This window comes from Ruania zhangjianzhongii, assembly GCF_008000995.1.
GTDB classification, from domain to species: Bacteria; Actinomycetota; Actinomycetes; order Actinomycetales; family Beutenbergiaceae; genus Ruania; species Ruania zhangjianzhongii.
In genome coordinates, this window is sequence record NZ_CP042828.1 from 4414722 (window position 1) to 4438241 (window position 23520).

General features: G+C 69.7%; 18 protein-coding genes. 5 read left to right on the forward strand and 13 right to left on the reverse strand.

Annotated features, from left to right (window positions below):
• Window positions 1–33: 33 nt before the first annotated feature.
• The 3 genes from FU260_RS20380 to rhaI all read right to left on the reverse strand — a co-directional run bounded on the left by FU260_RS20380 (window position 34) and on the right by rhaI (window position 4822).
• Window positions 34–1500, reverse strand: coding sequence for a rhamnulokinase (locus FU260_RS20380; protein ID WP_147918711.1), 1467 nt, complete (start codon window positions 1498–1500; stop codon window positions 34–36).
• Window positions 1500–3536 carry a bifunctional aldolase/short-chain dehydrogenase gene (locus tag FU260_RS20385; RefSeq protein ID WP_168211883.1) on the reverse strand — a complete coding sequence of 679 codons (2037 nt, stop codon included), beginning with the start codon at window positions 3534–3536 and terminating at the stop codon, window positions 1500–1502. The genes FU260_RS20380 and FU260_RS20385 overlap by 1 nt, the downstream gene beginning before the upstream one ends.
• A 107-nt stretch (window positions 3537–3643) precedes the next feature.
• The gene (gene rhaI, locus FU260_RS20390; RefSeq protein WP_147918713.1) at window positions 3644–4822 is read right to left on the reverse strand and encodes an L-rhamnose isomerase; all 1179 of its coding nucleotides are present in this window, start codon (window positions 4820–4822) and stop codon (window positions 3644–3646) included.
• 297 nt (window positions 4823–5119) lie between these two features.
• On the opposite strand from rhaI, the gene FU260_RS20395 reads away from it, so the two are divergent.
• The 3 genes from FU260_RS20395 (at window position 5120) to FU260_RS20405 (ending at window position 8332) form a co-directional block, all read left to right on the forward strand.
• Complete coding sequence (locus FU260_RS20395; protein ID WP_328593012.1) at window positions 5120–5935, forward strand: DeoR/GlpR family DNA-binding transcription regulator; 816 nt, start codon at window positions 5120–5122, stop codon at window positions 5933–5935.
• 85 nt (window positions 5936–6020) lie between these two features.
• Window positions 6021–7046 carry a LacI family DNA-binding transcriptional regulator gene (locus FU260_RS20400; protein ID WP_147918715.1) on the forward strand — a complete coding sequence of 342 codons (1026 nt, stop codon included), beginning with the start codon at window positions 6021–6023 and terminating at the stop codon, window positions 7044–7046.
• Between the two features lie 59 nt (window positions 7047–7105).
• A complete protein-coding gene (locus tag FU260_RS20405; RefSeq protein WP_268957807.1) occupies window positions 7106–8332 on the forward strand; it encodes an MFS transporter in 1227 nt (408 codons plus the stop codon).
• Here the strand turns inward: FU260_RS20405 and FU260_RS20410 are convergent.
• From FU260_RS20410 to araB, 4 genes are all read right to left on the reverse strand, one after another.
• Window positions 8280–9530 carry an alpha-hydroxy acid oxidase gene (locus tag FU260_RS20410; protein WP_147918717.1) on the reverse strand — a complete coding sequence of 417 codons (1251 nt, stop codon included), beginning with the start codon at window positions 9528–9530 and terminating at the stop codon, window positions 8280–8282. The genes FU260_RS20405 and FU260_RS20410 overlap by 53 nt on opposite strands.
• A 331-nt stretch (window positions 9531–9861) precedes the next feature.
• Window positions 9862–11370, reverse strand: a complete 1509-nt coding sequence (araA, locus tag FU260_RS20415) for an L-arabinose isomerase (protein WP_147918718.1) — start codon at window positions 11368–11370, stop codon at window positions 9862–9864.
• Window positions 11367–12134 (reverse strand): L-ribulose-5-phosphate 4-epimerase, encoded by a 768-nt coding sequence (locus tag FU260_RS20420; protein ID WP_147919642.1) that lies wholly within the window; start codon window positions 12132–12134, stop codon window positions 11367–11369. Before FU260_RS20420 ends, araA begins: the two co-directional genes overlap by 4 nt.
• Before the next feature lie 120 nt (window positions 12135–12254).
• On the reverse strand, window positions 12255–13979 hold the full coding sequence (gene araB, locus FU260_RS20425) for a ribulokinase (RefSeq protein ID WP_147918719.1): 1725 nt from the start codon (window positions 13977–13979) through the stop codon (window positions 12255–12257).
• A gap of 237 nt (window positions 13980–14216) precedes the next feature.
• Here araB and FU260_RS20430 point away from each other — a divergent pair, with 237 nt between their 5' ends.
• A complete protein-coding gene (locus FU260_RS20430; protein WP_147918720.1) occupies window positions 14217–15395 on the forward strand; it encodes an integrase core domain-containing protein in 1179 nt (392 codons plus the stop codon).
• A gap of 96 nt (window positions 15396–15491) precedes the next feature.
• Here FU260_RS20430 and FU260_RS20435 read toward each other — a convergent pair whose 3' ends face one another.
• The 5 genes from FU260_RS20435 to FU260_RS20455 form a co-directional block, all read right to left on the reverse strand.
• Complete coding sequence (locus FU260_RS20435) at window positions 15492–15956, reverse strand: VOC family protein (protein ID WP_147918721.1); 465 nt, start codon at window positions 15954–15956, stop codon at window positions 15492–15494.
• 35 nt (window positions 15957–15991) lie between these two features.
• Window positions 15992–16390, reverse strand: coding sequence for a helix-turn-helix domain-containing protein (locus tag FU260_RS20440; RefSeq protein WP_147918722.1), 399 nt, complete (start codon window positions 16388–16390; stop codon window positions 15992–15994).
• A 2-nt stretch (window positions 16391–16392) separates the two neighbouring features.
• Entirely contained in the window at window positions 16393–17409 is a 1017-nt protein-coding gene (locus FU260_RS20445) for a LacI family DNA-binding transcriptional regulator (RefSeq protein WP_235912462.1), read from the reverse strand.
• A 188-nt stretch (window positions 17410–17597) separates the two neighbouring features.
• Entirely contained in the window at window positions 17598–17924 is a 327-nt protein-coding gene (locus tag FU260_RS24270; RefSeq protein ID WP_147919644.1) for a glutaredoxin domain-containing protein, read from the reverse strand.
• On the reverse strand, window positions 17842–19770 hold the full coding sequence (locus FU260_RS20455) for a DEAD/DEAH box helicase (protein WP_244951252.1): 1929 nt from the start codon (window positions 19768–19770) through the stop codon (window positions 17842–17844). The genes FU260_RS24270 and FU260_RS20455 overlap by 83 nt, the downstream gene beginning before the upstream one ends.
• A gap of 293 nt (window positions 19771–20063) precedes the next feature.
• Between FU260_RS20455 and FU260_RS20460 the strand changes: the two genes are divergently transcribed.
• Window positions 20064–20651, forward strand: coding sequence for an SGNH/GDSL hydrolase family protein (locus tag FU260_RS20460; RefSeq protein WP_235912464.1), 588 nt, complete (start codon window positions 20064–20066; stop codon window positions 20649–20651).
• Window positions 20652–20817: 166 nt separating this feature from the next.
• On the opposite strand, the gene FU260_RS20465 is transcribed toward FU260_RS20460, so the two are convergent.
• Entirely contained in the window at window positions 20818–23349 is a 2532-nt protein-coding gene (locus FU260_RS20465; RefSeq protein WP_147918723.1) for an ATP-dependent Clp protease ATP-binding subunit, read from the reverse strand.
• Between the last annotated feature and the right edge of the window lie 171 nt (window positions 23350–23520).

Sequence of the window (23520 nt, forward strand, 5' to 3'; positions counted from 1 at the left end):
GGCTTGCCGCTGGGCATCAGGGCCGCGTGGGCGTCAGGACACGCTGGGACCGGTGGCAGCCCGCCACGCGCGGTGCTCAGCAGGATCGGGCTGGTAGCGGCGCACCTGGGCGCTGCGGGCGGCCACGGCGCGCAGCGCGGTGCGGTCACCGCTGAGCACACCGGCGGCGCGGGCCTGCACCAGGGCGTTGCCCAGGGCGGTGCCCTCCGCCGGTCCGGCGAGCACCGGCAGCCCGGTGGCATCGGCGGTCGCCTGGCAGAGCAGCGCGTTGTGCGAGCCGCCGCCGACCACGTGCACCACCGATACCTGCTTGCCGGAGAGCCGTACCGCGTCGCTGATCGCCCGACGGTAGGCGAGTGCGAGGGAGTCGATCACGCACCGGGCAAATTCCGCCGGCGTGCTCGGCACGGCCTGACCGGTGGACCGGGCGTGCTCGGCCAACCGGGCCGGCATGTCCCCCGGGGGCATGAAGTCCGGGTGATCCACATCCACCACAGTGCGCCGCGCGGGCAGGGCAGCAGCCTCGCTGAGCAGCGCGGGCAGGTCCACCTCGTGCCCGGCTTCGGCCCAGGTGCGCTGGCACTCGGAGAGCACCCAGAGCCCCATCACGTTGCGCAGGTAGCGCACGCGGGCGTCGACGCCGAGCTCGTTGGTGAAGTTCGCCGTCCGGGAGGCTTCGGTGAGCACCGGGTGCTCCAGCTCCACTCCGACCAGCGACCAGGTGCCGGAGGAGATGTAGGCGAAGTCCTCCCGCTCGGCGGGTACGGCGAGCACGGCCGAGGCGGTGTCGTGCGAGCCCACGGCGTACACGTTCACCGGTCCCAGTCCGGTGCGTTCCTGGATGTCTTCGGTCAGCGTGCCGATCAGGCTGCCGGGGGGCACCACCGGCGGGAGCAGGTCCGCAGGCACGTCGACGGCGGAGAGCAGCTCCGTAGCCCAGGTCCGGGTGCGCTGGTCGAGCAAGGCGGTGGTGGAGGCGTTGGTCAGCTCGGCGACCTGGGCCCCAGTGAGCCAGTAGCCGAGCAGGTCGGGCAGCAGCAGTGTCCGAGCCGCGCGGTCCCAGAACGGCCCACGCCGTTCGGCAGCGAGCTGGTAGATGGTGTTGAACGGCAGGTACTGCATGCCGCTGGTGGCGTACAGCCGCTCGGGACTGATCTGGGCGTGCACCTCCTCGATCACCGCTGTGGTGCGTTCGTCCCGGTAGGCGATCGGTTCGGCGAGCAGCTGCCCGGCAGCGTCGAGCAGACCGTAGTCCACGGCCCAGGAGTCGATGCCGATGCCGTCGAGGTCGCCATCGGCGCCGGCCACCCGCAGCCCGGTGAGTACCTCAGCGAAAAGTGCGGACACGTTCCACCGCAACGCTCCGCCGTCGTGGGTGGCCTCGTTGGCGAACCGGTGCACCTCGGCCAGCTGCACGCCGTCGGGGCTCACCTCCGCGCGGATCACCCGCCCGGAGGTGGCGCCCAGATCGACGGCGGCGAAGACGCCGGAGCGCGCCATCAGCGCAGGAAGGCGGCCGCTACCCCGGAGTCGACCGGGATGTGCAGGCCGGTGGTCTGGCTCAGCTCTCCGCCGGCGATCGCGAACACCGCGGCGGCCACGTGCTCGGGCAGCACCTCGCGACCGAGCAGCGTGCGCTTGGCGTAGTAGGCGCCCAGCTCGGACTCGGCCACCCCGTAGACGGCGGCACGCTGGGCGCCCCAGCCGCCGGCGAAGATACCGGAACCACGCACCACACCGTCGGGGTTGATGCCGTTCACCCGGATGCCGTGCGGGCCCAGCTCGGCGGCGAGCAGCCGCACCTGGTGCGCCTGGTCGGCCTTGGTGGCGGAGTAGGCGATGTTGTTCGGGCCGGCGAACAGGGAGTTCTTCGAGGCGATGTAGACGATGTCCCCGCCCAGCTTCTGGCTGATCATCGCCCGCGCGGCCTCCCGGGAGACCAGGAAGGAGCCGCGGGCCATCACGTCGTGCTGGGTGTCCCAGTCCTTGGTGGAGGTCTCCAGCAGCGGCTTGGAGATGGACAGGCCGGCGTTGTTCACCACCAGGTCCACACCACCGAACGCGAGCACGGCGGCGTCGACCATCGCCTTCACGTCCTCCTCGCTGGTGACATCGGCTCGTACGGCGATCGCCTTGTCCGGGCCACCCAGCTCGGCGGCCACCGCCTGGGCGTTCTCCTCGTCCAGGTCCGCGATCACCACGCAGGCCCCTTCGGCGACGAGCCGCTCGGCGGTCGCCTTGCCGATCCCGGAGCCGGCCCCGGTGACCAGCGCCACCCGAGTGGCCAGCGGCTTCGGCGCGGGCATCCGCTGCAGCTTGGCCTCCTCGAGTGCCCAGTACTCGATCCGGAACTTCTCGCTGTCCGAGATCGGCGCATAGCTGCTCAGCCCTTCGGCGCCGCGCATCACGTTGATGGCGTTGACGTAGAACTCACCGGCCACCCGCGCGGTCTGGGCGTCCTTGCCGTAGGTGAACATGCCGATACCGGGCACGAGGATGACCAGCGGGTCGGCGCCGCGCATCGCCGGGCTGTCCTTCTTCGCGTACCGCTTGTAGTAGGCGGCGTAGTCGGCGCGGTAGGCCTCGTGCAGTTCCTCCACCCGCTTGGTGACCTTCTCCCACGGCGCGTCCGGGGCAAGGTCGAGCACCATCGGCTTGACCTTGGTGCGCAGGAAGTGGTCGGGGCAGCTCGTGCCCAGCGCGGCCAGCTGTGGATGGTTGCGGGAGGCGAGGAAGTCGAGCACCACCTTGTCGTCGGTGAAGCTGCCGACCATCGCCTTGTCCTGGGAGGCGACGCCGCGCAGCAGCGGGGCGAGTTCGGCGGCCCGGTTGCGTCGCTTGGCCTTGGTCAGCGGCTCGTACTTCTTCAGCCGGGTGCCGAACGGGTTCTTCTTGCTGTTCGCCTTGATGTACTTCTCCGCGGTGCGGATGATCCAGAGCGAGTTCTTCTGCGACTCGGCCGAGGTCTGGCCCCACGCGGTGATGCCGTGTCCGCCGAGGATGCAGCCGACCGCCTGCGGGTTGGCCTCCTTGATCGCGGCGATGTCCAGGCCGAGCTGGAAGCCGGGCCGGCGCCACGGCACCCAGACCACTTTGTCGCCGAAGATCTTCGCGGTGAGCTCCTCACCGTCTGCGGCGGTCGCGATCGCGATGCCGGAGTCGGGGTGCAGGTGGTCCACGTGGGGTGCGTCGACCAGTCCGTGCATCGCCGTATCGATCGACGGCGCAGCACCGCCCTTGCCGTGCAGGCAGTAGTCGAACGCGGCGACCATCTCGTCCTCGCGGCGCACCCCCGGGTACACGGAGGTGAGCGCGCGCATCCGGTCCAGGCGGAGCACGGCCAGCCCGGACTCCTTCAGCGTGCCGAGGTCACCGCCGGACCCCTTCACCCAGAGCAGCTCGACCGGCTCGCCGGTGACCGGGTCGGTCACGGCGGCCTTGGCGGAGGTGTTGCCGCCCGCGTAGTTGGTGTTGCGCGGGTCGGCGCCGAGCTTGTTCGATCGGGCGATCAGGTCAGAGACAGCGGAGTTGGTCATCAGTTCGACTTTCGGGTCAGAGGTTCGGTCGTGGCTCTGTGCCGGGTTGCTCGTCGAGCTGGTGACGGGGCGTGACCAGCCGGACGGGCCCTCTCGGCTGATGCCGGTCAGGCGCCCCAGCCGGCCTGGGCGCCGCCGATTCGCTCGGCGGCGATCTTCTCGCCGTAGCCGGAGGCGCGATAGGCGCGGACCGGGTCGGGTGCGAGGCCCTTCTCCTCGCGGATCTCTGCCAGCAGCGGGCGGACGTCGGTGTTGTAGGCGTCCATGAAGATCTCGTTCGCGCCGAGCACGTCACCGCCGAGCTGCGCCTCGCGCAGCGCAGCGTGATCGACCAGGAGCGCCTTGGCGGTGGCCTCCTGGACGTTCATCACCGAGCGGATCTGGGCGGTGATGTTGTCCTCGATGTTGTGGCACTGATCGAGCATGAAGGTGACGCCCGAGTCCGCCCGCAGCGCATCGCCGTCGACGATCTCGTGCATGATCCGGAACAGCTGGAACGGGTCCGCGGCACCGACCATGAGGTCGTCATCGGCGTAGAAACGGGAGTTGAAGTCGAAGGCACCGAGCTTCCCCAGGCGGAGCAGCTGGGCGACGATGAACTCGATGTTCGTTCCCGGCGCGTGGTGTCCGGTGTCCAGGACCACCATGGCCTGGTCCCCCAGTGCCAGGCAGTGAGTCAGGGACGTGCCCCAGTCCGGGATGTCCATCGTGTAGAAGTACGGTTCGAAGAACTTGTACTCGATCACCATCCGGTGGTGCGGGGCGAGGCCCGCGTAGATCTGCTGCAGCGAGTCGGCCAGGCGCTCCTGCCGACCGCGGATCGAGTCCTGGCCCGGGTAGTTGGTGCCATCGGGGAGCCAGAGCTTGAGGTCGGTCGAACCGGTGGCCTTCATCACCTCGATGCAGTGCAGGTGGTGGTCGATCGCCTTCTTCCGGATCGCCGGGTCGGCGTTGGTGAGGGAGCCGAGCTTGTAGTCCTCATCCTGGAAGACGTTGGAGTTGATCATCCCGATCTGCACGCCGAGGCCGTCGGCGTAGGCGGCCAGGTCCTCGAAGTCGTCCACCAGATCCCACGGGATGTGCAGGGACACTCGCGGGGCGGCGCCGGTGTAGGCGTGCACCTGCGCAGCGTCGGCCAGCTTCTCCTTGGGGTCGCGCGGGACACCGGGCTGGGAGAACACCTTGAACCGCGTCCCCGAGTTGCCGAAGGCCCAGGAGGGCAGCTCGATGGTCTGGGCGGCGAGCGCGTCGCGCACGTCCTGGGCGACGGGAACCGTGCTGGTCATAGGGGCGAATACTCCAAACGGGGCAGGTGGACGAATGATCGCGACTCAACTCTGAAACGATTCATCACATACTAGAACCTTACGAGGGCGCGCGCCGTGGCGTCAAGGTGGGCGCGGGGAGGGCGAAGGGGCGAGTGAGGGTGCGGCCAGGCCCCTCGCACCCCCATCGGTCACGGAGGCAACTTCCGGGATCGGAGCCAGGTTCTACCTTGGCTCCGATCCCGGAAGTTGCCTCCGATGGCGCAGGTGGGACGCCGCCGCCGTGCCAGACTGAGCGAGGGCCTGAGGACCTGGAGGGTGCGCGTGCTGGTGACCGACCGCCGTCGGCGAGTGTTGGACGAAGTACGCCGCTACGGATCGGTCAGCGTGCGGGACCTGGCCGAGCGTCTCGAGGTGTCCGCGATGACGATCCGGCGCGACCTGGAGCGGCTCGAAGCCGGCGGCACACTGCGCCGGGTGCGCGGCGGGGCAACCATGCCGCGCGCCAGCGACACCGAGGAGCTCGCGTTCGCCGAGACCTCGAACCGGCGGATCACGCAGAAGGAGGCGATCGCCCGCAGCGCCGCCGAGCTCGTGCACCCGGGGATGTGCGTGGGCCTGTCCGGCGGATCCACCACCTGGACCCTGGCCCGCGAGCTCCGGCACGTGCCCGATCTGACCATCGTGACGAACTCGCTGCGCATCGGCGATGAGTTCACCGTGGGCGATGCACGCCGCACGGTGATCCTCACCGGCGGGATCCGCACCCCCTCGGACGCCCTGGTCGGACCGGTGGCCGTGCGCGCGCTGGAGCAGCTGCACTGTGACCTCGTGTTCATGGGGGTGCACGGGATGGACCTCGGCGCCGGGTTCACCACACCGAACCTGATGGAAGCGGAGACCAACCGCGCGCTGGTGCGCTCGACCCGGCGGCTCGTGGTGGTGGCCGACCACTCCAAATGGGGCAAGATCGGCCTGAGCACGATCGCCGAGCTGGCCGCCGCGCACGTGCTGGTCACCGACGACCACCTCCCGACCGGAGCGCGCGACGACCTGGCCTCTCGGATCGGCCAGGTCCTGGTGGCACCGACCGAGGGAACACGAGGCCCGGGCCCGACCCACCAGCCGGACTGAATCGATACACTCACCCCGGGGCAGCGGAGCCGCCCGATCCTCGATCGGAATCGGCCGCCCCACCGATCGACTTCTTGGGAGCACGATGCCGAACCAGACCCAGGCCACCCGACGGCCCAGCGTCACCGACGTCGCCAAGCACGCCGGCGTATCGGTCGGCACCGTGTCCAACGTGCTGAACCGGCCGGACAGCGTCTCCGAGCGCACCCGGGCGAAGGTCGAGCAGGCGATCAATCAGCTGAACTTCGTCCGCAACGCCTCCGCGCGCCAGCTGCGCAGCGGCGAGGTGTCCACCGTCGGCGCCGTGGTGCTGGACATCGCCAACCCGTTCTTCACCGAGATGGCCCGGGGTATCGAGGACCGGTTGGCGCAGGACGACCACACGCTGATGCTGTGCAGCTCGGACGAGAACCCGGAACGAGAGGCCCGGTTCCTGCGCCTGTTCGAGGAGCGCGGCGTTCGCGGCGTGATCGCCACCCCGAGCCACGGCAGCCTGGACTCGTTGCTGCGGCTGCGCGACCACGGGATCGATGTGGTGCTGCTGGACCACACCTCACCGGTGCCGGACCTCGCCTCGGTCGCGGTCGACGACGTCCGGGGCGCCTCGCTCGCGATGGAGCACCTGATCACCCAGGGGCACCGCCGGTTCGCGTTCCTGAACGGTCCGCTCAACCTGCCGCAGTGCGTGGACCGGCGCGACGGCGTCTTCCGCACGTTGCACGCTCACGGCCTGGACCCGGCCGAGGTGCTTGAGGAGGTCGCGCTGGAGACGCTGAATGCCGATGCCGGTGACGCCGGAGTGCACGAGCTCTGGGGTCGCTCAGGGCCGCGGCCCACCGCGATGTTCTGTGCGAACGACTTCGCCGCACTCGGTGCGCTGCGCGCCTTGCGCGAGCTGGAGGTCGACATCCCGGGCGAGATGGCGGTGGTGGGCTACGACGACGTCCTGTTCGCCTCGATGCTCACCACGGCACTGACCTCGGTGCGCCAGCCCATGCACACGCTCGGCTGGACCGCGGCAGACATGCTGCTGTCGCGCCGCTCCTCGGGGCCGGAGGCGGAGCAGGTGGAGTTCGAACCGGAGCTGGTGGTGCGGGCATCGTCGGCCTGACCCCATCTGGAAGTCCCGGCCGCACGGCCGTAGTACTCACGACTCTCCTGCTGCTCACCCTGACGCTTCGGGTGCCGACCACAGCAGTTGGACCGGTGCTGCCCGCTATCGCCGCGGACACTCAGCTCACCCCGACGATGCTCTCCCTGCTCACCACCGGACCGCTGCTCTGCTTCGTGCTGGTTGCGCCGATGGTTCCCTCACTGCAGCGAAGGCTCGGGCTGAACCGGCTCATCGCGCTCGCCCTGCTGGGGTCGGCCGTCGGCGCGGTCCTCAGGTCACTGCCGGGCACGGTGATGCTCGCCGGCGGCACGCTGGTGCTCGGGATGTTCGTCGCGATCGCGAGCGTGCTGGCGCCGGCGGTGGTGCGCGAGGTGGGGGCTCGCAAACCGGCATTCGTCACGGCGTTGTATACCGCAGGCCTCAGTCTCGGACCCGCGCTGGCGGCCGGCCTGACCGTGCCGATCGGTGCAGCGCTGGGTTCGCCATGGCGGGGACCGCTGGCCGTGTGGGCTCTGGTGCCCCTGCTCGGGCTGGTCTGCTGGCTGGTGGCGCACCGCCGCGAGTCGGGCTCGGCCGGACAGGGCTCCGCCGGACAGGGCTCGGCCGCCGGGGACGCGCCCGCTGGCGGGCCGGCGCCGGTCCCGGACTCGGCGACCGGTCTGGGCACTGTCCTGCGGGAGAGCCAGGCGTGGCTGATCACCACCTACCTCGCCCTCACCTCGCTGGCGTTCTACACCACCACCACGTGGCTGCCGAGCGTGCTGGCCGCGGGTGGGACCAGCAGCACGGTCGCCGGCGCGGTCACCGCGATCACCAGCATCGTGGCGATCCCGGCCTCGTTCGTGGTGCCGGTGCTCTCCCAGCGGCCGACCGGTGCCCGGGTGCTCCGGATCGCGTCGCCGGTTCCGGTGGCACTCGGCCTCGGCCTGCTGGCCGTGGCGCCGGAGCTGGACCTTCTCGCCGCGATACTGCTCGGCCTGGGTCAGGGGGCAAGTGTGGGAGTGGCCTACACGCTGATCGTGTCCTTCGCCCGCTCCACCGCGCACGCAGCAGCGGTGTCCTCGATGAGTCAGACCGTCGGTGTCACCTTGGCCGGGATCGGGCCGGTGAGTTTCGGGCTGCTCCAGGAGACCAGCGGCGGCTGGCAGGTGCCGCTCGCCGTGTTCACCGTGATCGCGCTCGGGCAGTGCCTCGTGGGACTGGCGCTGCAGCTGCGCGGCCGGGACGCGGTCAGACCCTCGTCACGTCCCCGGCGACCGGGCTCAGGCGCTGCAGCTGGGTGACGTGCTCGGGGGTGAGGTCGGCCAGCGTCGGGGCGCCGAGCAGCTTCATCGTGCGCTCGATCTCCCCGCGCAGGATCTCGATCGTCCGGTCCACCCCCTGCCGGCCACCGGCCATCAGCCCGTACAGGTAGGCCCGCCCGATCATCGTGAAGTCGGCGCCGAGCGCGATGGCCGCCACGATGTCCGCACCGTTCATGATCCCGGTGTCCAGGATGATCTCGTAGGCGTCGCCGAACTCGCGCGCCACCTGGGGCAGCAGACGGAACGGGATCGGGGCGCGGTCCAGCTGACGGCCGCCGTGGTTGGACAGCACGATGCCATCCACGCCGATCTCCGCGACCCGGCGCGCGTCCTCCATGCTCTGGATGCCCTTGACCACCACCTTGCCGGGCCACTGCTGGGCGACCCAGCGCAGGTCGTCGAAGTCCACGGTCGGGTCGAACATGGTGTCCAGCAACTGGGCTACCGTCCCGGACCAGCGGTCCAGCGAGGCGAACGCCAGCGGCTCGGTGGTGAGGAAGTCGAACCACCACTGCGCCCGCGGAGCGGCGTTCAGCACCGTCTTCAGCGTCAGGCTCGGCGGGATGGTCATGCCGTTGCGCGAGTCCCGCAGCCGCGCCCCACCCACCGGGGTGTCCACGGTCACCAGCAGTGTGTCGAAGCCGGCCTGGGCGGCCCGCTCGACCAGCGCCATCGACCGTTCCCGCTCCTTCCACATGTAGAGCTGGAACCAGTTCCGGCCGCCGGTGTTGGCCGCGGCCACATCCTCGATCGAGCTGGTGCCCATCGTGGACAGCGCGTAGGGGATCCCGGCGGCCCCGGCGGCCCCGGCTCCGGCGAGCTCCCCTTCGGACTGCATCATCCGGGTGAACCCGGTGGGGGCGATACCGAACGGCAGCGCCGAGTGGCCACCGAGGACGGTGGTGGAGGTGTCCACGGCGGAGACGTCGCGCAGGATCGCCGGGTGGAACTCGATGTCCTGGAACGCCTGCCGCGCCCGAGCCAAGGAGAGCTCGCCTTCGGCAGCGCCGTCGGTGTAGTCGAAGGGCGCCTTCGGGGTGCGGCGCTTGGCGATCGTGCGCAGGTCGTCAATGGTGTACGCGGCGGCCAGGCGGCGCTTGCGCCCATCCAGCTCCGGCTTCTTGAACTGCAGCAGGGGTGCCAGATCGCGCACCTTCGGGATTCGACGCTGGACCATCCGTACCTCTCCTACGCGTCGGCCCGGCCAGACCGGACCCTGATCATGAAACGATTCACGCCAGCCTATCGCGGCTGAGCAGCACCATCCTAGAGGCACCAGCGCACCGCCCGGCAGCGCCACCCACCCACGCACGGCAGCGCCACCCACCCACGCCCGGTAGCGCCACCCACCCACGCCCGGCAGCGCCACCGTTCACGGAGGCTCTTCTGTCACATGGAGGTGCAAGAAGAACACCTCAGTGCAACAAGAGACCCTCCGCGCACCAGCGCCGCGTACCCCTCCGTGCACCAGCGCCGCGCGCCCCTCCGTGCACCAGCGCCGCGCCGCGTCAGACCCCCGCGGTCATCCGGTAGTAGACCTGGTTCCACCGCAGCTCGCGCTGGAAGGCGCGGACCGTCGTCGTCTCGTCGATCACGGCCAGCTCGGTACGAGCGATCTCGGCGAAGTCTTCAAAGACCTCGATCCCCAGGGCCGTGGTCATCACCGTGTGGTGCGCCCCGCCGGCGGTGAGCCAGGCCCGGGCAGAGGTGCGGAAGTCCGGGCGCGGCACCCACACCGCGCGAGCGACCGGCAGCTTCGGCAGCTCGGCATCCGGCCCGACGACGTCCACCTCGTTCGCGACCAGGCGGAACCTCTCCCGCATATCGCTGAGCGCCACCACGAGCCCTTCGCCAGTATCGGCATCGAAGACCATCCGCACCGGGTCCTCCCGGTCCCCGATCCCGAGCGGGTGGATCTCCACGCGCGGGCGCGCCGTGGTCAGCGACGGGCAGATCTCCAGCATGTGCGCGCCGAGGATCTTCTCCTTCCCCGGGGTGAGCTCGTAGGTGTAGTCCTCCATCAGCGAGGCCCCACCGGGCAGGCCGTAGCCCATCACCTTGGCCAGCCGCACCAGGATCGCGGTCTTCCAGTCGCCCTCGGCGCCAAAACCGTACCCGTCAGCCATCAACCGCTGCACCGCCAGTCCCGGAAGCTGGCGCAGCCCGCCAAGATCCTCGAAGTTGGTGGTGAACGCCTCGAAGCTACCCGCCGCCAGGAACGAACGCAGCCCCGCCTCCTGCCGGGCGGCGTAGCGCAACGAGGAGTGCCGGTCCCCGCCGGGCAGCAGCTCGGGCGCCACGTCATAGGCGCCTGAGTACTCGGCCACGAGGGCATCGATCGCCGCGTCCTCCACTGCGTCGACCGCGGCCACCAGGTCGTTCACCCCCCAGGTGTTCACCGAGACCCCGAACCGCAGCTCCGCCTCGGTCTTGTCCCCCTCGGTGACCGCGACGCCGCGCATGTTGTCCCCGAACCGGGCCAGCTTCATCCCGGTCAGCGCCGCCCAACCGGTGGCCGCGCGGGCCCAGGTGGCCACCTCGGTCTGCACCCGGGCGTCCGAGGCATGCCCGACCACGATCTTGCGCGCCACCCCGAGCCGCGCCGCCACGTAGCCGAACTCCCGGTCGCCGTGGGCGGCCTGGTTCAGGTTCATGAAGTCCATGTCGATCTCGGCCCAGGGCAGCTCCATACCCGCCTGGGTGTGCAGGTGCAGCAGCGGGGTGCGCAGCACGTCCAGTCCGGAGATCCACATCTTCGCCGGGGAGAAGGTGTGCATCCAGGTGATCACACCGATGCAGGCGTCGTCCGCGTTGGCGTCCAGGGCGGCCCGGCGGATCGAGGCGGCGTCCTTGAGCACCGGCTTCCACACGATCCGCACCGGGACCTCGCCGGAGTCGTCCAGCAGCCGGGCGACCTCCTGGGACTGGGCGGCCACCTGCTCCAGAGTGTCCTCGCCGTAGAGGTCCTGGCTCCCGGTGAGGAACCAGATCTCGCGGCCGGCAAAGGGGTTGTTCACTGCTGCTCCTCGGGGCTGTCGGCGCGTTGGCCGTAGACGTTCTGGTACCGGTCGTACAGGGCGTCGATGTCGGTCTGAGCGATCGGCTCCGGCTCGCCGAGCTGGCGCGCAATGTGCACGGTGCGCGCCACGTCCTCGCACATCACCGCGGCCTTGACCGCATCGCGGCCGTCCCTGCCGATCGTGAACGGGCCATGCCCGGCCATGAGCACGGCGCGGGAGCGGCTGGTCCGCAGGGTCTCCACGATGCCGCGCCCGATCGAGTCGTCCCCAATCAGCGCGAACGGGCCCACCGGCACCTCACCGCCGAACTCGTCGGCCATCATCGTGATCACGCACGGGATCGGTTCACCCCGGGCGGCCCAGGCGGTGGCGTAGGTGGAGTGGGTATGCACCACACCGCCGACCTCTGGCATGTGCTGGTACACGTAGGCGTGCGCGGCAGTGTCCGAGGAGGGGGTGAGGGTCTCGGGTGTCCCGTCCACGATCTTCGACCCGTCCAGCGTGCACACCACCATCGACTCCGCAGTCAGCTCGTCGTAGGACACTCCGGAGGGCTTGATCACGAACAGCTCCACGTCGCTGCCGGGGGCGACCACCCGCTCGGACACGTTCCCCGCGGTCCAGACCACCAGCTGGTAGCGGGTGAGCTCGGCGTGCAGGCGCGCCACCCGGTCCCGGCATGCGGCCACGGCCTGCTGTACCGCTTCGGGCAGGTCGGTGAGCACCAGGCGTTCGCCGCTCGCCGCGCCCGGTCTGGTCATCCTGCCGGCGACGGCGGAGCTCGCCTCGGTCTGATCAGTCACGGTGTTCTCTCCTCGTCGGTCCGGGTGCTGCCACCGGGCAGGTCTGGCCGCGCGCGGGCCACGTCCACCCAGGTGAGCTCATGCCAGCTCGTCCGGCGCCTCGAGAACTGGAGCTGCGCCGTCGCCCTCGGTCCCGGTGAGCGCTTCGCGACGGATCTTCTTCAGCCGGCGCATCACGTCGTTGCCACCCCGGCCGAAGTAGTCGTGCAGCTGGGTGTACTCCGCGTACAGCGCGTCATAGGCAGCCCTGGCCTCCGGATCCGGCTGGTAGGCCCCGATCACCCGTTCGCCCATCGCTTCGCCGGCGGACTGCACCTCGGGGTAGGCGCCGGCGGCCACAGCGGCGTGGATGGCTGCGCCCAACGCCGGGCCCTGCGTGGAGACGATGGTGCTCAGCGGCAGTCCGGTCACATCGGCGTAGAGTTGCATCAGGAAGGTGTTCTTCAACAGCCCGCCGGCCACCACGAGCTCGGTGATCGGCACCCCGGAGCTGACGAACGTCTCCACGATGGTGCGAGTGCCGAACGCGGTGGCTTCGAGCAAGGCCCGGTAGATGTCCTCGGGCCGGGTGGCCAGGGTCTGGCCGAGCACCAGACCGGAGAGCTCGGTGTCCACCAGCACCGACCGGTTGCCGTTGTGCCAGTCCAGCGCGACCAGGCCGTGCCCGCCGATCGGTTGGGCGGCGGCAAGATCGGTGAGATAGGCGTGCACGGACTGTCCGGCCGCGGCAGCGGCCTCGGCGTAGGCGGCCGGCACCCCGGTGGCCACGAAATGACCGAAGATGTCCCCCACAGCGGACTGGCCGGCTTCGTAGCCGTACCGGCCGGCGCTGACGCCGCCGTCCACCACACCGCACATCCCCGGGACCTCGTGCAGGTTCTCGCTGTTGACCACGTGGCAGGTGGAGGTGCCCATGATCAGCACCAGCTTGCCCGGCTCGACCGCGTTGGCTGCGGGCAACGTGACGTGCGCGTCGACGTTGCCCACCGCCACAGCGATCCCCTCGGGCAGACCGGTCCAGCCGGCAGCCTCGGCAGTCAGCGATCCGGCGCGGGAACCGAGCGGGAAGATCTCGTGCGGGAGCTTGTCCGCGGCAAAGGAGGCGAAGTCGGGGTTCAGGGCGCCGAGGAACTCCTCGCTCGGGTAGGCGCCGTCCTGGTAGATGCCCTTGTACCCGGCGGTGCTGGCGTTCGCCGCGTAGCGCCCGCACAGCTGCCAGACGATCCAGTCCGCGGCCTCCACCCAGTGCGCGGTGGCGTCGTAGATCTCCCGATCCTCCTCGAGCAGCTGCAGACCCTTGGCGAACTGCCACTCGGAGGAGATCAGGCCGCCGTAGCGGGGCAGCCACGCCTCGTCGCGTTCGGTGGCGAGAGCGTTGATGCGGTCCGCGTGCGGCTGTGCGGCGTGGTGCTTCCACAGCTTGACGTAGGCGTGCGGCCGGTCGGCAAACCGCTCCTGCTGGCACAGCGGAGTGCCGTCGGCGGTCGTGGGGAGCACGGTGCTGGCGGTGAAGTCGGCGGCAATGCCGATCACCTGCGCCGGGTCGATACCGGCCTCCGTGATCGCGGCTGGAACGGCGGTCTTCAGTACCTCGACGTAATCGGCGGGTACCTGCAGCGCCCACTCCGGCGGGAGCGCCTGGTGGTCGGAGGCGGTGAGTGCGGCGTCCATCACCGCGTGCGGGTAGACGTGCTCGGCACTGGCGAGCTCAGCGCCGTCGGCTACCCGCACCACTACGGCACGGCCGGAGAGCGTGCCGTAGTCGACGCCGATGGTGTAGCTGTCCTGGGGGTTCTCGGTCATGGGGTCCTCGCAGTGGGCTTCGGTGCGTGGGCCGCGTGTCGGCCAGCGCCTCGATGCTATGACGTGGGGCGCACGTGCTGGGCTCGTCCCCGATGTTAGCGCTCACAACCGGAAGAACCAAGAGGTCGTCATGTCAGGGGTGCGCTATAGCGCACTGTGAAGGCTCACGAGATCGGTAGCGGTGGAAGTCTCACCACATCGGTGACACCGGAGGGGTCTTGCCCTTGATGCTGGGGCATGACCAGAGATGGGGTACCGGTGGGTCCGGAGCTGGCGGCGTTGGTGGCGCGGTATGTGGGTGGGGAGTCGTTCAACGTGCGTGCGGAGTGCGCGCGGATCGGGACAACGACGAAGACGTTCTATAAGTACCGCAAACGCTATGCCGAGGAGGGTGTCGAGGGGTTCTTTCCGCGTTCTCGTCGTCCGCGCGGTAACCCGCGGGCGGTCAGGCCAGCGGTCCAGGACGCGGTGGTGCTGGCTCGCAAGGAACTCGATGATGGGGGCTGGGACGCCGGCGCGGACCAGATCGGTTACTGGCTCCAGGACCACCCCGACCGGTGGGACAGCGTCCAGCCGCTGCCCTCACGCGCCACGATCAACCGGATCCTGGAGCGTCGCGGAATGATCGTGGCGATACCGCAGCGTCGCCCCCGTCGCTCCTGGCGCCGGTTCGAGGCCGAGGCCTCTAACACCCGATGGCAGATGGACGGGTTCGAGTGGGACCTGGCCGACGGGCACACGGTAGTGGTACTGGAACTGCTCGATGACTGCTCCCGCTACGACCTGGCCCTGACCGCGGTCCGCAGCGAGAACTCCCTCGATGTCTGGAACACCGTTGCTGGGGCCCTGAGCGAACATGGCATCCCGCGCCTGTTCCTGACCGATAACGGCAGCGCGTTCTCCGGACGCCGCCGCGGCTGGACCAGCCGACTGGAGGAGAACCTGACCGCGGTAGGGGTGTGTGCCATCACCAGCAGCGTGAGGCACCCTCAAACCTGCGGCAAGGACGAACGAGCCCACCAGACGGTACTGAAGTGGCTGCGCAAGCAACCCCGTGCCGAGAACATCGCCGACCTGCAAACCCAGCTCGACCAGTACCGCCAGCACTACAACCACAAGCGTCGCAAGAAACACCTAGCCGGGCTCACTCCGGCCCAGCGCTACGCCCTCGGCCCGCTAGATGGGCCCGGCACCAACAGCGCTGCGAACACCCCGATGATCACCCGCGCGAGGGTCTCGGCCAGCGGGTGTCTGGCAGTAAACCGCGAACAATTCAGCGTGGGCCGCAAACACGCCGGTCAACCCGCCCTGGTCATCCGCCAGAACCGACACCTGGCCGTCTTCATCGGTAACCAACTCACCACCCAGATCACCCTCACCGGTCACCCTGGCTACCGCCGCAGGAACCCGTCATAGTGTTACCGAAGTCAAATGACAAAGTGTCACCGATGTCACGAGACACCACAGTGCGCTATAGCGCACGGCTGACATGACGACCTGTTTGGGGTGGGGTTACTGCGGGCGGGCGGCAGCCCAGCGGTCCAGGTCGTCCTGGGTGACCTCGGTCATCGCCATCGGCTGGGTGATGCGAATGTGGTTACCGAACGGGTCGCGCAGCGCGCAGTCGATTCCGTACGGCTGCTCGGTGGGCTCTTCGATGAACTCCACCCCCTTGGCGCGCAGCGCCGCGTAGGTCGCTCGGCAGTCGTCGGTGGTGAGGATCGCAGCGACGCCCATCGCTCCCTGCGTGACGAGCTCACGCAGGGTGGCTGCCGTGGCCTCGGGCATCATCGGCGCGGCCGGCACCTCGAGCAGGATCTGCCGGTCCGGCTGTGCCGGGACGGCGACGGTGAGCCAGCGCATGAAACCCATGTCGACGTCGGCGCTCACCTCGAAGCCGAGGGTGCCGACGTAGAAGTCGAGGGCCTGCTGCTGGTCGTGGACATAGACGGAGTGAATGCTGATTCCGGTGAACATGTCTGCAACGGTAGGGCGCCGGGCCGTCCGGGTGCTTATCCGAAACTGCTCGGTCTGGACCACGCTCTGGTGAAGCAGCCGGGCACCGGTTGTGGCACGGCGTCCTGCCGGTACTGGCTGGGGCTTCGACCGATGATCGCGGTGAACGTCCGGCTGAACGTCCCCAGGCTGTTGAAACCGACGGCGAAGCAGACTTCGGTCACCGTCACCCGAGTATCGCGCAACATCGCGCAGGCCCGCTCGATCCGCCGGCGTTGCAGGTACCGGTGTGGGGGCTCACCGAACAGTCGGGAGAACCGCCGGATAAAGTGCGCCGGGGACATGTACGCAAGGGCGGCCACCGCCGGGACGTCCAACGGCTGGGCAAAGTCCCGATCGAGTGCGTCCCGGGCGCGCAGCAGTCGCCGGTTCTCCTCTTCGGTGGAGGTAAACATCGCTACTCCGCCGGCGCCGGACCGGTGCTGGCCCGCACCACCAGCGACGGCGTCACGGGCTCGGGCAGCGCCTCTCCCCCGGCGATCTGGGTGACCAGGAGCTCGATCGCCCGCCTGCCCAGAGCCTGGAAGTCCTGTTGGACCGTGGTCAGCGGCGGGATGTAATGATCGGCACCGACGGCATCGTCGAACCCCACCACGCTCACCTGCTCCCCCACCCGCACCCCTGCCTCGGCGAAGGCGTGCAGGATCCCCAGGGCCATCTGGTCGTTGCCGGCGAAGACGGCACTGGGCACGTCGGCGAGCAGCTCGCGCCCGGCCGCGTAGCCGGAGGCTGCACTCCAGTCCCCGTGCAGGTCGACGCGCGGGGTGAGCCCCTCCTCGGCGAGAGCCTCGTGCCACGCGCGGCAACGCACCTGGGCGTCGAACCACTCCGGCGGCCCGGTGACCTGGACGAGATCGTGGTGGCCGAGCTCGCGCAGGTGCCGGGTCACCAGCCGCACCCCGGCGGCCTGATCCACGTGCAGCACCGGCGGCTCGAACTCCTCGGCACCAGCTGCGGAGATCAGCAGTACCGGGAGCTGGGCAGAGACCACCTGGGCAGCGCGTGCCACCTGTTCCACCGGTGCGATCACCACCACGCCCTCCACTGCCTGGTCCATCAGCGAGTCGAGCACCTGGGTGAGCGTCTCGGGACTCGGGTCGGGTGCCATCGCCACCGTGACGAAGTAACCGGCGGCGCGGGCGGACTGCTCCAGCACCGCCAGAGTCGTCGCCGGGCCGTACTGCATCGACCCGGTGGTGACGATCCCGATCGTCCCGGACCGCCGGGTGACCAGGGCACGGGCGGCGCTGTTGCGCCGGTAGCCGAGCTCGGCGATCGCGGCGAGCACGCGCTCGCGGGTCGCCGGGCGCACGTTCGGGTGGTCGTTGAGCACACGGGAGACGGTCTGGTGCGAGACTCCGGCCAACGTAGCGACGTCGTTCATCCCCGGCCGCACTCGCGCACTGCTCGACACGCGCCGCTCCCTCACGTCGATGGCTCCAGGTGTGCGCTGACCAAACCCGGCACACTCGCATCGCCGATGCTACCGGGAGGCAGCGTGCGCAGTTCCGGCCGGGCCGCGTCGGCCACGTCGGGCCACAGCTACGGCCATGCCACGAGCCACAGCCACAGCCACAGCCACAGCCACAGCCACAGCCAGGATCAGGCCGGGAGCCCCTCCCGCACCACATCTACAGATGGATTGGTATGCGCGACGCCGTCGATCACCACGGTCGGGACTGTCTCGTTTCCGCCATTGACGCTGCGTACGTACGCAGCAGCCTCGTCATCGGCCCAGATGTTGATCCAGGTGACAGCCGTACGCGACCGACCCAATCGCCGTCGTAGCGCACTGCAGTACAGGCAGCCCGGACGCCAGTAGACCACCACGGCTCGTGCCGGGGAGTCAGCGGGCTGCTCTTGCAGCTTGCTGTGGCCGATCGCTCTGCGACCCCGCCAGGGGAAGGACCAGAGCAGGAAGGCCAGCATGACCAGCCCGTACCCGCCGGCGAGGCCCCAGTCCCCGTCGAGGGCAAAAGTGATCACCACCGCGATGACCACCACGGCGAGAAGGAGCCACCACCAGCCACGACGCATACCGCCCAGTATCCGCTCGGGCCGCCGTGCGGCACCTCCGTCGCGTGGGGGATTTCGAGGGCCCCACCGCAGAGGGCAGTTCAGGTCCCTCGACGGCGGTCGGAGGCTGGCCAGGGTGCGCCGCCCGGCCGGGACGGGCACTCTCCCCGCAGGCAGGCGCCGCCGGGCAGGCGCCGCCGGGCAGGCGCCGCCGGGCGGCATCGTCTGGGCGGCGCCGTCTGGGCGAGCCCACCTCGACCCGGCTACGCGTGCCTCGGTACCGCCTTAGCGCTGCGTACCGGGGCTGGTCGCCCGGCGCGGACCGCCGCCGCCGGGACGGGCGCGGTGCGTCGTCGGCCCCACCGCGAGTATGCGAGGCGCCGGCCGGCGGGCGCTGCGGAGCGCCTGCTGCCGGTGCCGGGTTACGACGCCGGCGCGAACGCCCGGAGCGTCCGGTGGAGTCATTGCCGCCACCGCCCTGACCCGAACGAGGACGCCCTCCCGGTCCGTTGCCACCGGAACGGGCCTGACCGGCAGGGGCCGGCTTGCGCGCCGCCGCGGCCGGTGCGTTCTCCGGAGCGACCCGAGGTGCCACCTCGCCCACCAGCTGGTCCACCAGGTCGGAGCTCGGCGCCTGCGGCCGGGCGGAGATCTTCGCCGCGCGCAGCAGCTGGCGCATATCGCCACGCTGCTCGCTGAGCATGATCGTCACCACGGTCCCGCCCGAGCCCGCGCGGGCGGTCCGGCCGGAGCGGTGCAGGTAGGCCTTGTGCTCCGCCGGCGGGTCCACGTGCACCACGAGGTCGATCTCGTCCACGTGGATACCGCGGGCCGCGATGTCGGTGGCCACCAGCACCCGCACGGCACCGGTGGAGAAGGCGTCCAGGTTGCGCTCGCGTGCGTTCTGGCTCAGGTTCCCGTGCAGGTCGACGGCGGGAATGCCGCTGGCGGTGAGCTGCCGGGCGAGCTTGCGCGCCTGGTGCTTGGTGCGCGTAAACAGCAGCCGGCGGTTCCGACCGGAGGCGAGCTGCTCGACCAGCGCCCGCTTGGCCCCCGGGTCGCCCACCTCGAGAATGTGGTGGGTCATCTCGGTGACTGGCGAGGACTCGGGGTCCACCGAGTGCTGCAGCGGCCGGTCCAGGTAGCGCTTCACCAGGACGTCCACGCCACGGTCCAGGGTGGCGGAGAACAGCATCCGCTGCCCCTTCGCGGGGGTGGCGTCCAGAATGCGGCGGACCACCGGCAGGAAGCCGAGGTCGGCCATGTGGTCGGCCTCGTCGAGCACGGTGATCTCGACGGCGTCCAGGTGCAGGTGGCCCTGTCCACGCAGGTCCTCGAGACGGCCGGGGCAGGCGATGAGAATTTCGACGCCAGCGTTGAGGGCCTCGACCTGACGGCCCTGGCCGACGCCGCCGAAGATCACGGTGGTGCGCAGTCCGGCTGCTTGGGCGAGCGGGGTGAGGGTGGCGCCGATCTGGCTGGCCAGCTCGCGGGTGGGGGCGAGCACGAGGCCGAGGGGCCGGCCACGCCGCGCCCGCTTGCCGGTGAGGTTGGCGACCATCGGCAGACTGAACGCGAGGGTCTTCCCGGAGCCGGTGCGGCCGCGGCCGAGCACGTCTCGCCCGGCGAGAGTGTCGGCGAGCGTGGCGGACTGAATCGGGAACGGGCTGTCGATGCCGCGTGCGGCGAGCGAGTCCACCAGGCCGGTGGGAACGCCCAGCTCGATGAAGCTCTGGGCAGACGAAGATGGTGCAGACAAGAGGTACTCCGCGGGTCGTGGTTCACCGCAGAGACTTCATGTGTGCTGCCTGGCGTCCAGCCGGCGCACCCGAAACCGCGATGCTGGGCGCGATCGGTCGCGGCCCTGTGGTCCAGTGTCCACCATGGCGAGCCAGAACACGAAGATGGTGCGTAGCGTCACACCCGCCCGCCCAGCCGAGCAACAGGACATGTTGCGCTCACGCAACGGCGGCCCTCCGGTCAGCACCCCGGTCGCCCGGCGCGCCGTCGGCATCGTTCACAGCGGAAGGCTGCGCGGTAGGGTCGGCAATCGTGACGATCCTTCTGACCGGTGACTCGATCACCGACTGCGGCCGTGACCGTGACGACATCGCCAGCCTGGGGAGCGGCTATGCCGCGCTCGTGGCCGCGGGCCTGCCGGAGGAGCGGGTGATCAACACCGGCATCGGCGGCAACCGGGTCAAGGACCTGCAGGCCCGCTGGCAGGCGGATGTGTTGGCGCACGATCCTGTGGTGCTCTCGATCATGATCGGTATCAACGACACCTGGCGGCGCTACGACTCCGACGACCCGACGTCTGCCGAGGTTTACGAGAGCGGCTACCGGGACATCCTCACCCGCTCCCGCGAGGCCGGGATCGAACGGATCGTGCTGGTCGAGCCGTTCCTGCTGCCGGTGCGCGAGGACCAGTGGGCCTGGCGGGAGGACCTGGACCCGAAGATCCAGGTGGTGCGCCGCCTCGCCGCCGAGTTCGGTACCGACTACCTGGCCACCGACGGCCCGCTCGCCGAGGTCGCAGCTCGCACCGGTGCCGAGGCCCTCGCCCACGACGGCGTCCACCTCACCGAGGCAGGCCACCGGTTGCTCGCCGACCGCTGGCTCGAACTCCACCGCGCCTGACCGGCCGGTCGGCGCCGAGCTCCACCGCGACCCGCGGCCAGGGCAGACGCAGCGAGGCCGGCCACCCCGTGGGGTGACCGGCCTCGATCAGGTGCGCTCCGCCGTCGCCAACTGACCGGTTCAGGCGGCGAACCGCCGGACCCGACCGGGCCCGGCGATCCGGTGACTACTCGCCGGAGGGCGCCTCCGGCAACTGCGGGGCTGACCCCGCACCCACCGCGAGCGGCTCCTTGTCTTCCTCCGTCGACTTGTCCACACCGGTGAAGGTGAACTCGCCGAGGAGACCCTCGCCGACCGCGTCCACGATGATCTTCTGACCCGCGTGCAGCTCGCCGTAGAGAATCTTCTCCGAGAGCTGGTCCTCGATCTCCCGCTGGATCGCGCGACGCAGCGGCCGGGCGCCGAGCACCGGGTCGTAGCCGCGCTCGGCGATCAGCTGGTGGGCAGCCTCGGTGAGCTCGATGGCCATGTCCTTGTCCGCCAACCGCTCGGCGAGCTGGCCGACCATGAGGTCCACGATCTGGTGGATCTCCTCCTGGGACAGCTGCGGGAAGACGATCACGTCATCCACCCGGTTGAGGAACTCGGGCCGGAAGTGCTGCTTGAGCTCTTCGTTGACCTTCGTCTTCATCCGGTCGTAGCTGGTGGACAGGTCGCCACCGGCCTGGAACCCGGTGATCAGGCCCTTGGCGATGTCCCGGGTACCGAGGTTGGTGGTCATGATGATCACGGTGTTCTTGAAGTCCACCATCCGGCCCTGGGCGTCGGTGAGGCGACCGTCCTCGAGGATCTGCAGCAGCGAGTTGAAGATATCGGCGTGCGCCTTCTCCACCTCGTCGAACAGCACCACGGAGAACGGACGGCGGCGCACCTTCTCGGTGAGCTGGCCACCCTCTTCGTAGCCGACGTATCCGGGCGGTGACCCGAACATCCGGGACACGGTGTGCTTCTCGGAGTACTCACTCATGTCCAGCTGGATCAGCGAATCCTCGTCACCGAACAGGAACTCGGCGAGCGCCTTGGCCAGCTCGGTCTTCCCGACGCCGGTGGGGCCGGCGAAGATGAACGAGCCGCCGGGGCGCTTCGGGTCCTTCAGGCCCGCACGGGTGCGGCGAATCGCCTGGGAGAGCGCCTTGACCGCCGTGTCCTGGCCGATGATCCGCTTGTGCAGCTCATCCTCCATCCGCAGCAGCCTGGAGGACTCCTCCTCGGTGAGCTTGAACACCGGGATGCCGGTGGAGTTGGCGAGGACCTCGGCGATCAGCTCCTCGTCCACCTCGGCCACGTTGTCCATGTCGCCGGACTTCCAGGCCTTCTCCTTGTCCACGCGAGTGGCGGAGAGGGTCTTCTCCTCGTCCCGCAGACGCGCGGCACGCTCGAAGTCCTGGTCGTCGATCGCGGACTCCTTGCTGCGCCGGGTCTCGGCGATCTGCTCGTCGAGAGCGCGCAACTCCGGCGGTGCGGTCATCCGGCGGATCCGCAGCCGTGCACCGGCCTCGTCGATCAGGTCGATCGCCTTGTCCGGCAGGAACCGGTCGTTGACGTACCGGTCGGCCAGGTTCGCCGCCGCGGACAGCGCAGCGTCGGTGATGGTGACCCGGTGGTGCGCCTCGTACCGGTCCCGCAGGCCCTTGAGGATCTCGATCGTGTGCGCCAGCGTCGGCTGGTCCACCTGGATCGGCTGGAACCGGCGCTCCAGGGCGGCATCCTTCTCGATGTGCTTGCGGTACTCATCGAGTGTGGTGGCACCGATGGTCTGCAGCTCACCACGGGCCAGCATCGGCTTGAGGATGCTGGCGGCGTCGATAGCGCCTTCGGCGGCACCAGCGCCGACGAGGGTGTGGATCTCGTCGATGAACAGGACGATGTCCCCGCGGGTGCGGATCTCCTTGAGCACCTTGCGCAGCCGCTCCTCGAAGTCACCGCGGTAGCGGGAACCGGCCACCAGCGCGCCGAGATCGAGGGTGTAGAGCTGCTTGTCCTTCAGCGTCTCCGGGACGTCACCGGACACCACGTTCTGGGCCAGGCCCTCCACCACGGCAGTCTTACCGACACCGGGCTCACCGATCAGCACCGGGTTGTTCTTGGTGCGGCGGGACAGCACCTGCATGACCCGCTCGATCTCGTTGGTGCGCCCGATCACCGGGTCGAGCTTGGACTCCCGAGCGGCCTGGGTCAGGTTGCGCCCGAACTGGTCCAGCACGGCCGAGCCGGAGGGGGTGCCCTCGGCCGGCCCGCCGGCGGAGACCGGCTCCTTGCCCTGGTAGCCGGAGAGCAGCTGGATGACCTGCTGGCGGACGCGGTTCAGGTCCGCGCCCAGCTTGGTGAGCACCTTCGCAGCAACGCCTTCACCCTCACGGATCAGGCCGAGCAAGATGTGCTCAGTACCGATGTAGTTGTGGCCGAGCTGCAGTGCCTCGCGCAGCGACAGCTCCAGCACCTTCTTGGCGCGTGGGGTGAACGGGATGTGCCCGTTCGGGGCCTGCTGGCCCTCGCCGATGATCTCCTGCACCTGTTGGCGTACTGCTTCCAGGGAGATGTTCAGCGATTCCAGCGCTTTGGCGGCAACGCCTTCACCCTCGTGGATGAGGCCGAGCAAGATGTGCTCGGTGCCGATGTAGTTGTGGTTCAGCATCCGCGCCTCTTCTTGGGCGAGGACGACCACCCGACGGGCTCGGTCGGTAAATCTTTCGAACATCTCGTGCTCCCTCACTGGCCGGACCGCATGCGGTCATGGCGGTGTGTCATCCAGGCTAACGGCGCCCGGGGCCTGGGCATGCCCCTGTTCGCCAGCGGCAGAGAGGCTGAGATGAGGTCGTGACCTGGCAGAGCCATTCTCCGGCCGGCTCCGGCCGGCTCCGGACCGGTG

Coding starts and splice junctions, on each gene's coding strand:
- FU260_RS20435 (WP_147918721.1), bottom strand. CDS start 15,956: ATGTTCACCGGAATCAGCATTCACTCCGTCTATGTCCACGACCAGCAG.
- araB (WP_147918719.1), bottom strand. CDS start 13,979: ATGACCGAGAACCCCCAGGACAGCTACACCATCGGCGTCGACTACGGC.
- rhaI (WP_147918713.1), bottom strand. CDS start 4,822: ATGACCAGCACGGTTCCCGTCGCCCAGGACGTGCGCGACGCGCTCGCC.
- FU260_RS20465 (WP_147918723.1), bottom strand. CDS start 23,349: ATGTTCGAAAGATTTACCGACCGAGCCCGTCGGGTGGTCGTCCTCGCC.
- FU260_RS20410 (WP_147918717.1), bottom strand. CDS start 9,530: ATGGTCCAGCGTCGAATCCCGAAGGTGCGCGATCTGGCACCCCTGCTG.
- FU260_RS20385 (WP_168211883.1), bottom strand. CDS start 3,536: ATGACCAACTCCGCTGTCTCTGACCTGATCGCCCGATCGAACAAGCTC.
- FU260_RS24270 (WP_147919644.1), bottom strand. CDS start 17,924: ATGCTGGCCTTCCTGCTCTGGTCCTTCCCCTGGCGGGGTCGCAGAGCG.
- FU260_RS20400 (WP_147918715.1), top strand. CDS start 6,021: ATGCCGAACCAGACCCAGGCCACCCGACGGCCCAGCGTCACCGACGTC.
- FU260_RS20430 (WP_147918720.1), top strand. CDS start 14,217: ATGACCAGAGATGGGGTACCGGTGGGTCCGGAGCTGGCGGCGTTGGTG.
- FU260_RS20380 (WP_147918711.1), bottom strand. CDS start 1,500: ATGGCGCGCTCCGGCGTCTTCGCCGCCGTCGATCTGGGCGCCACCTCC.
- FU260_RS20440 (WP_147918722.1), bottom strand. CDS start 16,390: ATGTTTACCTCCACCGAAGAGGAGAACCGGCGACTGCTGCGCGCCCGG.
- FU260_RS20420 (WP_147919642.1), bottom strand. CDS start 12,134: ATGACCAGACCGGGCGCGGCGAGCGGCGAACGCCTGGTGCTCACCGAC.